Consider the following 14,087-nt stretch of genomic DNA (forward strand, 5'->3'; position numbering starts at 1 on the left):
CACACCATGCAGCAGTTGACATCTCAAGCCCTAGAACACAATCTTTCCCAGCGCACGAAAACCTCGATTATGGTCATCGGAGGAGCCGAAGACAAGGTTCACGGGCGAGAGATTCTGAATACCTTTTTTTGCCGTGCTGGGGGTACAAACGCTCGGCTGGCGATCGTTCCCTGCGCTTCCCGAGATCCCGAAGGAATTAGCAACCGCTATCGCACCATATTTGACGAAATGGGCGTGAGTGCCGTCAAAGTCATTGACATCCGCGAACGCGAACAAGGCGAAAACCCCGTCTGGAAAGATTACTTGGAAGACTGTACGGGCGTATTCATCACAGGTGGCGACCAACTGCGGCTCTGCGGGCTGCTGGCCGACACTCCGCTGATGGAAAAAATTCGCGAATATACTCTCTCGGGTAAGATTACCCTCGCCGGCACCAGTGCGGGTGCTGCGGTAATGGGATATCACATGATTGCAGGTGGCGGAAGCGGCGCGTCACCCAACCGCTCTTTGGTAGACATGGCAAACGGACTTAACATTATTCCCAATATCATCGTAGACCAGCATTTTCACAATCGTAACCGCATGGCTCGCTTGTTGTCGGCTGTGGCTTGTCATCCCGATCGCCTCGCTATTGGTATTGACGAAGATACCTGCGCTTTGTTTGAGGGAGACGATACTATGAAGGTTCTAGGTAAAGGCACGGTGACTATTGTTGATTCTAGGGAAAGTTTTTATACCAACGAGGCAATGGTAGCAGCGACAGAACCCTTAAGTCTGTTCAATATGCGCTTGCACGTCTTGTGTCACGGAGATTGCTACAATATGCCCCTAGGCAAACCAATGCCATCGGCAGCCTGTTCCGAGTCTGGCTGGCCTTTGGAATGCCGCACAGCAAACTAACGCAGGATATCAGAGTCATCGATCGGGCAGAAAGTATGCGGCATTTGGGCCCAATCAAAGATACAACAGAAGGATGTATTCCAAAGCAGCCACGCGCTGACACCAGAAGGTAGAATCACACTCTTATTCTACCTTCTGGCTTCTAGTTGGTTCCTGCCCTTTACCTGCACTTGTTTCTAGCCGATCGCTGGGGCATTAATTTTCTTTCGCTGGCGGCCTATAACTGGAAATTCAATGCAAAACTGTTCACAGCGAACAGTCGATCGAGCAATCTAGCTCCAAATTGAATAAATGCTGCAATTACCTATAAGATTTAGCGACCCATACCCCTCTGACAGTCATGAAAATACTTAAAATCCAGACGTTACGCGGCCCCAACTACTGGAGCATCAGACGCCACAAACTCGTCCTCATGCGTCTGGATTTAGAGGAGTTGGCAGATAAAACCACATCTGAAATTCCTGGCTTCTACGAAGGGTTGACCGCCACACTCCCGAGTTTGGACGACCATCACTGTTCCCCCGGCCATCAGGGAGGCTTCCTGCAACGGGTCAGAGAAGGCACAATGATGGGACACGTCATCGAACACGTAGCCCTAGAACTTCAGGAAATGGCAGGAATGCCGGTCGGGTTCGGTCGCACCCGCGAAACTGCCACACCAGGCATTTACCAGGTAGTAATCGAGTATCAAAACGAACAAGCAGGTCGCTATGCCACCCGGGCGGGCGTGCGGATGTGCCAGAGCATTGCCGATACTGGAAGCTATCCAGCAGCGGAATTAGCCCAAGATTTGAGAGATCTCAGAGAGTTTGCTTTGTCGGCGGCCCTGGGCCCGAGTACCGAAACACTGATCAAGGAAGCAGAAGCGCGGGGCATTCCCTGGATACCTTTGAGCGCCCGGTTTATGATTCAGCTCGGTTACGGGGTGCACCAAAAGCGGATTCAGGCAACTCTCAGCAACCGCACGGGAGTTTTGGGGGTAGAACTAGCCTGTGATAAGGAAGGTACCAAAAATATCCTCGGGGCTGCTGGCGTACCGGTTCCAAGAGGGACGGTGATTAATTATTTGGACGAACTGGAAGGAGCGATCGAAGATGTGGGCGGTTATCCGATCGTCCTCAAACCGCTAGACGGCAACCACGGCCGCGGAATTACGATCGACATCAACTCCTGGGAAGTAGCAGAAGAAGCCTACGATTTAGCCAGCAACGCATCAAAAACCAAGAGTGTGATTGTCGAGCGCTACTACACCGGCCGCGACCACAGAGTATTAGTAGTCAACGGACAAGTCGTAGCAGTCGCCGAACGAGTCCCCGCTAACGTTGTGGGAGATGGCAAGTCTACAGTAGAACAGCTCGTTGAAGAAGTAAACCGCGATCCGCAGCGGGGAGACGGACACGACAACGTGCTCACCCGAATTACGATCGACAAATTGACCCTCGATTTGCTGCAAAAACAAGGCTACGCGATGGACTCGGTATTGCCGGCCGGCGAAAGAGTATTCTTGCGCGCGACAGCAAACCTCAGTACCGGTGGCATTGCAGTCGATCGCACCGACGAAATCCACCCAGAAAACGTCTGGCTATTTTCCCGAGTCGCCAAAATCATCGGCTTGGACATCGCCGGCATTGACGTAGTAACAGACGATATTTCCCAACCCCTGCGCGATACGAACGGAGTCATCGTCGAAGTCAACGCAGCACCGGGTTTCAGAATGCACGTCGCCCCGAGTCAGGGTTTGCCCCGCAACGTCGCCGGCGCTGTCTTCGATATGCTCTTCCCCTCGCCTCAACCCAGCCGGGTGCCGATTTTAGCGGTAACGGGAACCAACGGCAAAACTACAACCACTCGCCTGCTAGCCCACATTGTCAAGCAGACAGGTCAGATTACCGGCTACACGACTACCGACGGCACTTACATCGGCGATTATTTGGTCGAAAGCGGAGATAATACCGGGCCGCAGAGCGCTCATTTGATTTTGTCCGATCCCACGGTGGAAGTGGCGGTGCTGGAAACGGCTAGAGGCGGAATTTTGCGATCGGGCTTGGGCTTCGATCAGTGCGATGTCGGCGTCGTCTTGAACGTCGCGGCGGATCACTTGGGAATCGGCGACATCGACACCGTGGAACAACTAGCCAAACTCAAGAGCGTCCTCGTCGAGTCAGTAATGCCCAAAGGCTATGCAGTTTTGAATGCAGACGACCCGCTTGTATCACAAATGGCGCAGCGTGTCAAGGCTCAAATTGCATATTTTTCAATGAACCCGGACAACGAATTGGTTGCCAAACACACCGCTGCGGGCGGGCTGGCAGCAATTTACGAAAACGGCTACTTGTCCATCCTCAAAGGCGATTGGACGCTGAGAATTGAGCAGGCTGTGAATGTGCCGCTGACGATGGGCGGGCGGGCGCCGTTTATGATTGCGAATGCTTTAGCGGCTTGTTTGGCGGCTTTTGCTCAGGGAGTGAAAATAGAGGATATTCGATCGGCTTTGTCCAGCTTTCAGGCCTCCGTCGGTCAAACTCCGGGACGGATGAACCTGTTTAATTTGGGCAGCTATCACGCCTTGCTCGACTACGCCCACAACCCGCACAGCTACAAAGCTTTGGGTAGTTTTGTGCAGAATTGGGAAGGAATGCGGATCGGGGTAGTTGGTGCGCCGGGGGATAGACGAGATGAAGATTTTGTCACTTTGGGCAAACTTTCTGCCGATATGTTCGATCGGATTATTGTCAAAGAAGATGTTGACAGGCGCGGGCGAGAACCCGGTGTGGTGGCCAAGTTAATTTGCCAAGGGATTGCAGAGGCGATCGCCGCACGCACCCCAGACAAGTCTAAAGTTGAATACGAGTTGATTCTCGACGAGACAATTGCTGTTAACAAGGCTTTAGATCGAGCACCAGCAGGCAGTTTGGTGGTGATTTTACCCGAAGGCGTCACGAAAGCTCTGGCTTTGATTGAAGCCCGGAAACCGATTAAGGAATCTGCGGTAAATGCTGCTATTGTCGATCGGGTTTCCGAGTCGCGCGACAGCTTGAAAACTTCGGTGTAAATCAAGGCTAAACTCTGAAGTCTCATTTAATTAAAAGGTTGGGTTAACGAAAGGAAACCCAACCTTTTTGCTTTAGAAATTACGTAATTCCTGATTTTTATGAAACCTGCTATACTTAAGAAAAACTTTGTAAATCTTCCTCAGATAGCTGAGCTATTTTCATTAAAGCTCTCAAGGTTCCAAGTTTCAAATCTTGATTTCGGTGAACAGGAATTGACAAAATTTGTTCTAGTTCCGGGTTTTCATAGATATGATGACTGCCAGTAACTCTTTTCAGAACCCAACCTTTCTGCTCTACTATTTTGCAAAGTCGCTTGCCCGAAATAGATTTCATACAGCAATTTCCACAACTCGATCTGTGGAGGCAATTGCTTCACGACTATTAGCAACTTCCAGCCAACCTTCGATCGCATCTTTTAAATTAATTATTACTTCTTCTATCGTGTCTCCTTCAGTAATGCAGCCGGGAAGCGCTGGAACTTCTGCCCAATAGCCACCTTCTTCTGCGGGATGTACGATCGCTCTAATTTTCATAGATTTATTGAGGTATTTTTCACGCACTAAAGCCATAAAAACCCGGTTCCTAGGCAAAATCTTCGTTGTGAACGATCGACTTTAAGGCAGAAGCCGGGTTTTTGAGTCCGCCTGTATCTAGGAATATCGTCAAACATATTATAGCAAATATCAATAGTAAAGCGTCCTAACCGCCAAGGCGGTTGCTATAAAGCAAAATCGCCAGATAAATCGCCAATCCGAACCGATCTAATTATAAAATAAGGAAAAAGCAAGCAGCAGGATTGAAGCATGAATGAGGTCGATCGCACCAGAGTCGAAACATTCATCAATCGGTGGGCAGGTTCTAGCGGCAATGAACGCGCCAACTACCAGTTGTTTTTTGCGGAAATGTGCGATGCGCTGGGAGTCGATCGCCCGATGTTTGTGGATTTTTACAAAGCCGAGCATTTTTTAATCGAGGCAAAACAAGGCGGAACAACCAGCACAAAAGGAACGGCAAAACGGGGAACTAATAGCTATTTGCGAGAGATGGAAAAAGCGTTTGTACAGGCAGTTGCTTACACTCGAACTCTCACCAGCAAGCCGCCGTTTTTATTAACTTGCGATATTGGCGATCATTTTGAATTGTGGATGGGGTTTAGCGGCGATTACGGCGGCTACGGGGCGCGGCGAGAAATTGCGCTGACAGAGTTGCGAAAGCCGGATGTTTTCGATCTGTTTGTCGATATATTTAGCAATCCGCAGCAGCGCAACCCAGAGAAGATTGCGGCGCGGGTGACGCGGGAAGTGGCGGCGGATTTGGCAGAGTTGGCGAAGGGGATGGAAGCAAATGTCGATCCGCAGCAAGTCGCCCAGTTTTTGATGCGCTGTATTTTCACCATGTTTGCTGAGGATGTGGGGTTGCTGAAGGAACATCTGTTTACCCAGGCGCTGGAAACGCGCTGGATTCTCAATCCGAAGATGTTTAAGCCGGAGGTAGAGGCGCTGTGGGAGGCGATGAATCAGGGGACGAGTTTTGGCTTTCATGGCCAACTGTTGCGGTTTAATGGCGGATTGTTTGCGGAATCCCAGGCGTTTGCGCTGACAAAGACGCAGTTGGAAGTGTTGTTACAGGCGGCGAAGCGGGATTGGTGTAATGTGGAACCTGCGATTTTTGGGACTTTGGTGACGTTCTCCCCCGTTATACCGCTTCGGTTAACGGGGGCTTCAAAAGAATTATTCTAACTGAAACCCAGCTAACATTTCCTTTGCTTCTTGTTTCAATGGCTGAGTAATCTCTAAGCCTCCACAAGCAGAAACGATGAGTCCCACCGCTTTAAAATCCTCAATTGCTCTATGCAAAATATTTATTGCCGCATTAATATCACGGTCTAATTCAGTATGGCAATGAGGGCAAGAATGCCACCTAATTGATAAATCTTTTTTAACTTTAACTCCACACCCTGAGCAATCTTGAGATGTATTATTCGGGTTAACTTTAACAACACGAACGCCGCGTATTACCGCCACTGCTTCCAGTATCGTCATGAAACTTCCCCAAGCTGCATCTAAAATTGATTTCCCCCAGTGAGTACGAGCAAGTCCTTTTATATTCAGGTCTTCAACTGCAATTAAGTCATATTGTCTTACCAGGAAGTGTGCTGTTTTATAATGAAAATCTTTTCGCTGTCTCTGAATTCGTTGATGAATTTTGGCGACCTTATTAGCTTGCTTTTGATAGTTGGCGGAGCCTTTTTGTTGATTTGCTAACTTCCTTTGTTGTCTACCTAAATGATTTTGAGCTTTTCTTCTTGTTTGTTGAATCCGGACAATTTTACCGTCTGATGTCGCTAAAAATTTTTCTAAACCGACATCAATGCCAACTGCTGTTTTTATGGTATCTATTGGCATTAGTGTCGGTACACTGCCATCTTCTATGCTTAAGCAAACATACCAACCATCGGCTTTTTTAACAATGGTTGCCGTTTTGAGTGTAAATCCGTTAAGAATAGGACGATGTACAATTACTGGTATTTCTCCAATTCTGGGAATTCGTAATGTAGTTCCTGTTAAAAAACAAGCTGCTTTTGGGTGATTGACTCTAGAAAAACAAAACGAACGTAATTCACCTTTCTTTTTAAAGCGTGGTCTACCAGCACGTTTAAGGGTTTTATCCGGTGTTAACCAACGCCACCAAGCTTTTTCTAATCTTTGAATATTGATTTGCTGAACTTCAGAATAAATATCTTTGTACTCAGGAAATATTTTTTTGGTTTCCTTGAGTGCTGATTGCTGAGTGTAATAATTGGCGGTTTCAGGTATTTTGCCAATGGGCTCTGAGATAATTGAGCATCGGTCAATCCGGCAACGAGTACGATGTAGCCAGTCCAACCTTTGTCCTAAAGCATAATTCCAGTGCCGACGCAACAACTCCAACCAATTGTCCATGATGGCAATTTGTTCGGAGTTAGGCTTAATTCGGTACTGGTACGTTATCATCATGTCATTATCCTAAATCGTTTTCGGTTAATCCGCAAAGAATTTTCGGAATATCTCAGCAATTTCTACTATAAGCCTGTGTTCTGGACTGGCTCGTATTTTGTAGCTAGTTGTGGTGGCGTTACGATTGAACAGCTAAAAAATACGTTGAACAACAATCAGTACCAAATTAAATTGTGCTGCGCGTTTACTTAAAGAGTGGCAATTCCCCACCCGTTAAGCGAAGCGCTATCAAAAAGCCCTAGTCTCCACCCTCAAACAAATCCACGACGAACTCGATCGCGCCGTATTTGCCGCCTATGATTGGGAAGCAACCCTCACCGACGACCAAATCCTCGAAAACCTCGTCACCCTCAACGCCCAACGCGCCGAAGAAGAACGCAACGGACACATTCGCTGGCTGCGTCCCGACTACCAAGCCCCCGGCGAAACCTACGTGCAACCATCCCTTGCAGGTATCATAACCGAAACAGAAATCGCGATCGCCCCTACGGAACAACAACCTTTCCCCAAAACCCTGAAAGAGCAACTTTGGGCCATCCGCGACTTGTTCCGCACTCAAAGCGGCGAATGGACAGCCGCCCAAGTCACCGCCCATTTCAAAGGCGCAAATCGCAAACAAAAAGTGATTCTCGACTGTCTAGAAAGCCTCGAAGATTTGGGGATTTTGCTCAGTCATGCGGAAAATGGGATGATATTCTGGCATCTCGCAGAAGTTGGAAGCGATCGGTAAGTTTTGCTTGGCAATTGTTATCATAATTTTATCCAGCAAGAGGCGATCTAATGCTAGAAACCACAATCCTAGAAACCTTAGTCAAATTACCAGATTCCCTAAAACAGGAAGTTTTGCACTATGTAGAATTCTTAGCTGCAAAATATGCAAATAATGAGGTTGCCGTAAATCCTCCTCAAAAGAAACGTCAAGCCGGGATGATGAAAGGCACATTTATCTTACCGCTTTCTGATGATTTTGATGCACCATTAGAGGATTTCCAGGAGTATATGTAATGAGTACATTGCTCCTCGATACTCACACTTTTATTTGGTTTTCAGAAAATGCTCCTAACCTATCAGTTGCATTGAAAGAGCAGATTGAATCCGCCGATAGAGTCTATTTGAGTATTGCCAGTCTTTGGGAAATTGCCATCAAAATCAGCATTGGTAAACTGACGCTGCAATCAGACTATGCAGCGAAGCTCAGTTACCTGCTGCTGGCATCTTGTTACTGCCAATTTCATTTGCGGATACTGTACGGGTTCGCAACCTACCATTTCATCATCGCGATCCATTCGATCGCATTTTAATTGCCCAATCCATTAATCATTCTTTAGTTTTAGTCAGCCGTGATGAAATGTTTGATGCTTATGCTGTTCAAAGACTATGGACATAAACTAGATTTTTATCGCCAGTGCATCGAAAAGTTACTGCTCGAATCGGGTGAAGACCCGCCGATTAATGGTCAGATAGAAGTAGAATTCGTTTTTGACAAAGAACGCGATCGCTATTTGGTTATCGATTTAGGATGGAATGAACATGACCGTATTTATAACTGCTTCATTCACTTAGATATCAAAGATGGAAAAATTTGGATTCAGCGCAATCAAACCGATCGAAGTTTTGCTGATGAATTAGTAGAAATGGGGATTGCCAAAGAAGAGATCGTGTTAGGAGTTCAGCCTCCGTATGCGCGACAGTATACAGGGTTTGGAGTTGCATAGGAAAGTGTTGCAGCAGTGTGATATGGTCGGTATCGAGAATATATTGAGTCATAGAGTTTCAGACTCAGGAAAATCGATATCGGTATTTCGATCGTGCCGATAGGCTGCAACATATTCCGTGACTTCATTCAACAACGGATTGCATCTCAAAAGAGGCGAAACATTCAACATCGGACGCGCCTCGTACCAAGCAATCCGATCGTCTATTTCTGGCTGATTATCCAGATAAAAGCTAATCGCATCAAAAACTTGAGCACCCGTCACGAGTTGCAGTAACTTCTGTGGGATTTCTTCAGGCTTTATTCCTGATTTCCAAAACACCACAATATCCCGTACAGTCAATTGAGTACCTGCAATAATCGGTTCCCCCTGCAAAACTTCAAGATTGCGGGTGACATAGCGAGAAATACTTGTAGGAGACAGCGAACTGGTCATAACGACCTCATCAAAAAATGTAAACCAGCCTTCATCTTAGCATAGTGGACAGAAGATGCCCGCGTTCATTATTGTTTGATTCATTACGAACCTTTTTTATTATGTAATCGCCCGGACATGATATTACGACAAAGATCCAGGAAACGGAGAAATAGTCTCGCAAAATGTCCTGACTGTGATTTTCCTACCTAAATCCTGAGCTAATAAATCGATACCGTCAATAACTCGATCTGGTTCTGCAATACTTAAAATATCGTAGCATCTTTCCCGATAATCGGGACGCTCTTGGAAATACTGAATCGCTCGATTTAGCGGTTTCATAACTTGATAAGCTGCTTCAGCTTTGTCGATCGCCTCTTGGGGAATCGGACTCGCTAACCTTTGAATTGCCAAGTCGATTAAATCTCTAGAGTTTACCAGCTCGCTCGGCCATCTGTCTGCATTTGCTAACAGTTTTTCTGCTATAATATCGATTTGATTCAAGCAAGGAACAGGCGACCAATTAGGATAATTTGGTTCGCCAAACTGAATTCGCCCTTCACAAACCATCTCGAATTTAATTGTAGTATCATCCACAATAACTGGAAATCTGATGCCGTATTGGTTTGATTGAATATCGTTGGGGAGAAAAATGCGATTGCGATTAGCAAAAATCGCATCATAGCCAGCTTCTGCCACTTTTCGGCGCAGGAGACTGTAGCCACCATCCATCGGACACATAAAGTCAATATCTTGGCTTAACCGATATTCTCCATGTTCCATACTTACCAGGGTGCCGCCACCAAAATAAGCGCGACATTCCTGTAAAAACTCGACATTCAAGTGGCTGAGTACAGTTAATATCTTTTGATGAATTTCACGTTTAAACATGGGTTTAAAATTTACCAGTTTTTCTGTTTCTTGGGGCTGGCCAATGCTTAAGAGTTCCGCTACCAGCCAAGATTGATAATGTTGGCTAATTTGTTGAATAAAAATTATTTCCTCAGAGTTGGGTTCTCCCAAAACTCCCCAATAATGCCAGCCAGATTCGTAGCGACATAGCATTTCCGGGACACTCAGATTTTTGACATTAGCAATTTGCCAGCATATAGCCTGAAGAAATGGCATTTTTGCGGGGATTTTAAATACGGTTGCTATTTCTTTATCGTTCATCTTCTTTGCAAAACTCCTTCTCTATTCCATTTGCAAATACTCCAACACCAGCAGTCGCAAATAGTCTAGCATTCGGATATAAGACCGCATTTGAAGATAGCCCGATCGCGTCTCATCATAAAACTGAGCGATCGCAAAACGATCGAACACCCGAAGGTGATGTAAGTCTGCGATCGCTTCCTCGCGAATTTCAACCCCTGCGCTAGTCTCAATCTGACTAGCATAACCACGAATACTGACTGTCACTAACTCAAGCTCTTCCAGAAACGAAAACTCTTCCTCGGAACCAAGATATATCTGGGCTATCTCTTTACGCTCTGATTTAGTGTTTTGATAGTCAACCGTCAACTGTGCCAAAAGTTGCACAATCATATCCTGTTGCATTACTAACTTGTTTTGAACTTGTGTCATATTTCTATTCCTCATTGATGCCATAAGTCACGATTTTTTCAACACCATACCGATCGGATCGAACAATTAAAAACTCATTTCCCTTTCTGTAAACAGCGGCTCCATCCTGCCGATATCCCGTGCGAGGAACTCTTACAGCACCTCTAGTGTTGAAATTGTGTGCCTTACGCAGATATTTGAGTGGATCGAATCCTTTTCTTTGTGAATGGTCTAACACACTTTGGGCCACAGTTCGATAAGTTCCTCTATCCCATTCAGACAGATATTGCTGTAGTTCAATAACTTCAGTGTTGGAATAGTCTTCAAACAGTTGATCTAGATAAGGATCTACAGATGATTCGTCTGGCATTTTCACTTTCATTCCAGAGGATATTACTGATTATAGCTTTTTGGGAATAAGATCGATCGCCTTTTAGATTAAATCCGCTCTTCATCGGAATGATTCATCTCTCTGATCTCTTCCTCTGTGTTCTCTGCGTACTCTGTGGTTAAATCAATCCGATCCAATCAGAATTGATATTACCTCTTAACAACCGCCCACTGAGTCACCGGTGCAAGCGGTTTCCAACCCTGAAAAGAACCGATCGCACCAACCCGCTGAATCCCAATTCTAATCAGTTCCCCACCATGCAAAGAATGCCATTGCAAAATCTTAAGTTCGCTTTCAATCGTCACCGCATTCACAACTAATCGGCCACCTTCACCTAAAGCATTCCAACAAGTTTCTAGCAAAGCCTCTGCGGTGACACCGCCACCGATGAAAATAGCATTTGGTTGCGGCAAATTTGCCAAAGCATCCGGTGCTGATCCGGTGACGATTTTGAGCTCGGGAACACCCAAATTAGAGGCATTTTCAGCAATATATTCCAGTCTAGTTGGATGGCGCTCGATCGCGATCGCCCGACAACTCCGATGACTCCGCATCCACTCAATCGCGATCGAACCGCAGCCCGCGCCCACATCCCACAGCAACTCCCCCGGAATCGGCGCTAACGCCGACAGCGTAACGGCTCTAACCTCCCGTTTTGTCAACTGTCCATCGTGGCGATAGGCTGCATCCGGTAAGCCGGAGGTGCGGGAAACAATCAGAGTTTCGCGATCGGCTGTAACTGCAATGGCGATCGCATTCAAATCGGCTAAATCCGTCGCATTCCAAGCTGCTGCAACTCCCTCGATCCGCCGTTCCGCCTGCGATCCCATCCGCTCGAACACGGTCATCAAACTGCTGCCAAACCCCCGCTGTGTCAACAATTGGGCAACTTTTTCAGGCGTGTGTCGATCGGCACTCAAGACTAGCAACCGCGCACCGGGAGAGAAACTAAGGGCGATCGAGGCGATCGGGCGATTTGTTAAGCTGAAAGTCTCAACATCCGCCAGAGGCCAACCCAAACGGGCGCAAGCCAGACTAAAAGCCGATGCTGCGGGAATCACAGTCATTTCGGCGATCGGAATCCGGCGCGACAGCGTGACACCAATCCCGTGACACATCGGATCGCCACTTGCGAGCACGCAAACAGCCTCTGGGCGACGGCTGATGATGCTGTCAACTGTGGTTTGTAGTGGTGAAGCCCAAACTAATTTTTCGCGGGTGTCGTCGGTGGGTAGCATTGCGAGGTGACGCGCGCCACCGACAACGATTTTAGATCGATCAAGTAACGAAAGGGCGATCGAACTCAATCCCGAAAGTCCGTCTTCGCCAATTCCCACCACCGAAAGCCATTTGTGCATTGCGCCCTGACTGCTAATTACTACTTATCGATTCTAAAGAATAATATGGGATTTTCATTGACAATCCTTTCTTCTACTTGTCTCATCCCGAGTCTGGCTGCTAATTTGCATGATTCAATGTTTGGGCGATCGCAACTTGCAACCAGATAATCTAATCCAAGTTCATCAAAACCATACTCTAATATTTTGGTGGATGCTTCAGTAGCGTAGCCTTTTTTAATAGCTTTCGGCAACAGCGCATAGACCAACTGCGGCTGCGGTTCCTCAAAAAAATACCACAACCCCACAAATCCAATAACTTCGCGATCGTTCTTTCTCTCGATAAACCACAAGCCGAATTTCTTTTCTCCAAACAGTTGTTCGTTCTGTTCGATCATTTCTTCCACTGGATCTAGCGACCAAATTTGACCGTCGCACAAATATCTCCTGACATAGGAATCGGTAAAAATGGCGTGCAGCTTGTTGAGATCGTTCTCTACAATCGGTGTCAAAATCAATCTATCAGTTTCAAGTATCATTGGACTTCTATTTGTCAACAGTTCGCAAATTCATAAAACCTGATTCACCAAATATCTAGTCTACCATGATATTATATCCGATCGATTAACCATACAGTGCGATCTAGAAGCTCGCACTAGACAATATCGAAATTTTAATATATTTTATCGAACCCTATGCCAATTTTGTTTTTGGCATACAGAAATAGATCGATCGCCCTTAGAGGCAAGTAACTTTTGAGGAAAGTGCGATCGAAAGAACAATGAGAGACTGGCATCAGTTTGATCGAAAACAAAAAATAATCACCGTCGGCTACGGAACCTCAGTTGCGCTGGTACTGGTAGCAATTGGTTGTACCGCGTGGGATGCGATCGTGGTGACGGCAGGCATCTTTAAAACCACTCTCGGTATCTTTAAAACAACTCCTTGTCTGGCTTACAAATTTGAAGACGTTAACCCTTTAATTGCAGGTAAAAACGTTAAACTAAAAATCGGGGAAGGCAGCGGTTCAGATTGCGGAGTATCAGACTTCGCATTGTTGGTAAAACCAGCAGTTTGGTCATCACAAGATACCAAAGTTATCCAACTTTCCCAAGATGGAACTGTGACGGGAATTGCGCCGGGAAAGTTTACCGTGTTGGCAAAAACAGGACAAAAAACACTCTTGATGTCGGGTGTTGTTTATCCGCCAGATTGGGATGTTCGGATTCAGCCAGAAGTGGCGACAGTGCGCGTGGGCGATCGCATTACCTTTGAAATGATCGCCTCTGATTCAAAAGGCAATTTGCTACCCCCATTAACTTTCGGGCTGCGGACTCCAGATTATCAGGAACCGGGGCCTGGTGCGCCAACCAAGCCTCCGAATTCGCGGCCGTTACTCGATCGCACCTTTCATCATATGGGCGCGCAACCGGGCACGTTTCGGGCGCTGCGCCCCGGAAAGATTGCGATTACGGGTAAAATGGGCGATCGGATAAAATCAGCCCAATTAACTATCAAATAAAACAACAAGTTTTGTTGCTTTTTTATGAATGTAGGCGACCGCATAATTTTGACAGTTGCTGCTTATACACCAATACGGTTTACTTAGAATAGTCCGAAGAGAGGAACGAAGCAATCTCCGTATCTATTTATCATAGGGTTTTACCCTCAGGGCGGTCTTAAGTAAACGGTATTAGATTATAAGCTGTCTAGCCTGT

At 46.5% G+C, this 14,087-nt stretch carries 16 protein-coding genes and 2 pseudogenes; 9 read left to right on the top strand and 9 right to left on the bottom strand.

Going from position 1 to position 14,087, the window contains the following annotated elements; all coding sequences use genetic code 11:
- Positions 1-6 precede the first annotated feature (6 nt).
- The gene (locus JGK36_RS17845) at positions 7-900 is read left to right on the top strand and encodes a cyanophycinase (RefSeq protein WP_293181166.1); all 894 of its coding nucleotides are present in this window, start codon (positions 7-9) and stop codon (positions 898-900) included.
- Positions 901-1,240: 340 nt separating this feature from the next.
- Positions 1,241-3,952: a cyanophycin synthetase gene (gene cphA, locus JGK36_RS17850; RefSeq protein ID WP_293180866.1), complete on the top strand. Its 2,712-nt coding sequence runs from the start codon at positions 1,241-1,243 to the stop codon at positions 3,950-3,952.
- 115 nt (positions 3,953-4,067) lie between these two features.
- Here cphA and JGK36_RS17855 read toward each other — a convergent pair whose 3' ends face one another.
- Positions 4,068-4,286, bottom strand: a complete 219-nt coding sequence (locus JGK36_RS17855) for a type II toxin-antitoxin system HicA family toxin (RefSeq protein WP_293180869.1) — start codon at positions 4,284-4,286, stop codon at positions 4,068-4,070.
- Complete coding sequence (locus tag JGK36_RS17860) at positions 4,283-4,486, bottom strand: type II toxin-antitoxin system HicB family antitoxin (protein WP_293181169.1); 204 nt, start codon at positions 4,484-4,486, stop codon at positions 4,283-4,285. Before JGK36_RS17860 ends, JGK36_RS17855 begins: the two co-directional genes overlap by 4 nt.
- Positions 4,487-4,756: 270 nt before the next feature.
- Between JGK36_RS17860 and JGK36_RS17865 the strand changes: the two genes are divergently transcribed.
- Entirely contained in the window at positions 4,757-5,692 is a 936-nt protein-coding gene (locus JGK36_RS17865) for a type IIL restriction-modification enzyme MmeI (RefSeq protein WP_293201028.1), read from the top strand.
- Here the strand turns inward: JGK36_RS17865 and JGK36_RS17870 are convergent.
- On the bottom strand, positions 5,684-6,949 hold the full coding sequence (locus tag JGK36_RS17870; protein WP_293191107.1) for a transposase: 1,266 nt from the start codon (positions 6,947-6,949) through the stop codon (positions 5,684-5,686). The genes JGK36_RS17865 and JGK36_RS17870 overlap by 9 nt on opposite strands.
- Before the next feature lie 21 nt (positions 6,950-6,970).
- Here JGK36_RS17870 and JGK36_RS17875 point away from each other — a divergent pair.
- From JGK36_RS17875 to JGK36_RS17895, 5 genes and pseudogenes are all read left to right on the top strand, one after another.
- A pseudogene (locus JGK36_RS17875) lies at positions 6,971-7,119 on the top strand (transposase); the annotation flags it as partial.
- Between the two features lie 263 nt (positions 7,120-7,382).
- On the top strand, positions 7,383-7,679 hold the full coding sequence (locus JGK36_RS17880) for a hypothetical protein (RefSeq protein ID WP_293180878.1): 297 nt from the start codon (positions 7,383-7,385) through the stop codon (positions 7,677-7,679).
- A 50-nt stretch (positions 7,680-7,729) separates the two neighbouring features.
- Positions 7,730-7,954, top strand: a complete 225-nt coding sequence (locus JGK36_RS17885; protein WP_293180881.1) for a DUF2281 domain-containing protein — start codon at positions 7,730-7,732, stop codon at positions 7,952-7,954.
- Positions 7,954-8,336: pseudogene (locus JGK36_RS17890) on the top strand (type II toxin-antitoxin system VapC family toxin). Before JGK36_RS17885 ends, JGK36_RS17890 begins: the two are co-directional and overlap by 1 nt.
- The gene (locus JGK36_RS17895) at positions 8,311-8,664 is read left to right on the top strand and encodes a XisI protein (protein WP_293180884.1); all 354 of its coding nucleotides are present in this window, start codon (positions 8,311-8,313) and stop codon (positions 8,662-8,664) included. The pseudogene JGK36_RS17890 and the gene JGK36_RS17895 overlap by 26 nt, the downstream one beginning before the upstream one ends.
- 48 nt (positions 8,665-8,712) lie before the next feature.
- On the opposite strand, the gene JGK36_RS33905 is transcribed toward JGK36_RS17895, so the two are convergent.
- From JGK36_RS33905 to JGK36_RS17925, 6 genes are all read right to left on the bottom strand, one after another.
- Positions 8,713-9,099, bottom strand: a complete 387-nt coding sequence (locus tag JGK36_RS33905) for a DUF433 domain-containing protein (protein WP_363319156.1) — start codon at positions 9,097-9,099, stop codon at positions 8,713-8,715.
- Positions 9,100-9,222: 123 nt separating this feature from the next.
- The gene (locus JGK36_RS17905; RefSeq protein ID WP_293196811.1) at positions 9,223-10,251 is read right to left on the bottom strand and encodes a nucleotidyl transferase AbiEii/AbiGii toxin family protein; all 1,029 of its coding nucleotides are present in this window, start codon (positions 10,249-10,251) and stop codon (positions 9,223-9,225) included.
- A 21-nt stretch (positions 10,252-10,272) separates the two neighbouring features.
- Complete coding sequence (locus tag JGK36_RS17910; RefSeq protein ID WP_293191098.1) at positions 10,273-10,662, bottom strand: hypothetical protein; 390 nt, start codon at positions 10,660-10,662, stop codon at positions 10,273-10,275.
- A gap of 4 nt (positions 10,663-10,666) precedes the next feature.
- Entirely contained in the window at positions 10,667-11,011 is a 345-nt protein-coding gene (locus JGK36_RS17915; protein WP_293180893.1) for a hypothetical protein, read from the bottom strand.
- Between the two features lie 170 nt (positions 11,012-11,181).
- The gene (gene cbiE, locus JGK36_RS17920; RefSeq protein ID WP_293180896.1) at positions 11,182-12,390 is read right to left on the bottom strand and encodes a precorrin-6y C5,15-methyltransferase (decarboxylating) subunit CbiE; all 1,209 of its coding nucleotides are present in this window, start codon (positions 12,388-12,390) and stop codon (positions 11,182-11,184) included.
- Between the two features lie 20 nt (positions 12,391-12,410).
- Positions 12,411-12,908 (bottom strand): GNAT family N-acetyltransferase, encoded by a 498-nt coding sequence (locus JGK36_RS17925; protein ID WP_293196812.1) that lies wholly within the window; start codon positions 12,906-12,908, stop codon positions 12,411-12,413.
- A 242-nt stretch (positions 12,909-13,150) separates the two neighbouring features.
- Here JGK36_RS17925 and JGK36_RS17930 point away from each other — a divergent pair, with 242 nt between their 5' ends.
- On the top strand, positions 13,151-13,891 hold the full coding sequence (locus tag JGK36_RS17930) for a hypothetical protein (RefSeq protein WP_293196813.1): 741 nt from the start codon (positions 13,151-13,153) through the stop codon (positions 13,889-13,891).
- The last annotated feature ends 196 nt before the right edge of the window (positions 13,892-14,087 follow it).

The organism is Microcoleus sp. PH2017_35_SFW_U_B, from assembly GCF_020737865.1.
In the GTDB taxonomy this organism is placed as follows: Bacteria; Cyanobacteriota; Cyanobacteriia; order Cyanobacteriales; family Microcoleaceae; genus Microcoleus.

What these genes read in the sequence shown, in the direction of transcription:
- JGK36_RS17845 (WP_293181166.1), top strand. Translation starts at nt 7, where the DNA reads ATGCAGCAGTTGACATCTCAAGCCCTAGAACACAATCTTTCCCAGCGC.
- cphA (WP_293180866.1), top strand. Translation starts at nt 1,241, where the DNA reads ATGAAAATACTTAAAATCCAGACGTTACGCGGCCCCAACTACTGGAGC.
- JGK36_RS17855 (WP_293180869.1), bottom strand. Translation starts at nt 4,286, where the DNA reads ATGAAATCTATTTCGGGCAAGCGACTTTGCAAAATAGTAGAGCAGAAA.
- JGK36_RS17860 (WP_293181169.1), bottom strand. Translation starts at nt 4,486, where the DNA reads ATGAAAATTAGAGCGATCGTACATCCCGCAGAAGAAGGTGGCTATTGG.
- JGK36_RS17865 (WP_293201028.1), top strand. Translation starts at nt 4,757, where the DNA reads ATGAATGAGGTCGATCGCACCAGAGTCGAAACATTCATCAATCGGTGG.
- JGK36_RS17870 (WP_293191107.1), bottom strand. Translation starts at nt 6,949, where the DNA reads ATGATGATAACGTACCAGTACCGAATTAAGCCTAACTCCGAACAAATT.
- JGK36_RS17885 (WP_293180881.1), top strand. Translation starts at nt 7,730, where the DNA reads ATGCTAGAAACCACAATCCTAGAAACCTTAGTCAAATTACCAGATTCC.
- JGK36_RS17895 (WP_293180884.1), top strand. Translation starts at nt 8,311, where the DNA reads ATGCTGTTCAAAGACTATGGACATAAACTAGATTTTTATCGCCAGTGC.
- JGK36_RS33905 (WP_363319156.1), bottom strand. Translation starts at nt 9,099, where the DNA reads ATGACCAGTTCGCTGTCTCCTACAAGTATTTCTCGCTATGTCACCCGC.
- JGK36_RS17905 (WP_293196811.1), bottom strand. Translation starts at nt 10,251, where the DNA reads ATGAACGATAAAGAAATAGCAACCGTATTTAAAATCCCCGCAAAAATG.
- JGK36_RS17910 (WP_293191098.1), bottom strand. Translation starts at nt 10,662, where the DNA reads ATGACACAAGTTCAAAACAAGTTAGTAATGCAACAGGATATGATTGTG.
- JGK36_RS17915 (WP_293180893.1), bottom strand. Translation starts at nt 11,011, where the DNA reads ATGCCAGACGAATCATCTGTAGATCCTTATCTAGATCAACTGTTTGAA.
- cbiE (WP_293180896.1), bottom strand. Translation starts at nt 12,390, where the DNA reads ATGCACAAATGGCTTTCGGTGGTGGGAATTGGCGAAGACGGACTTTCG.
- JGK36_RS17925 (WP_293196812.1), bottom strand. Translation starts at nt 12,908, where the DNA reads ATGATACTTGAAACTGATAGATTGATTTTGACACCGATTGTAGAGAAC.
- JGK36_RS17930 (WP_293196813.1), top strand. Translation starts at nt 13,151, where the DNA reads ATGAGAGACTGGCATCAGTTTGATCGAAAACAAAAAATAATCACCGTC.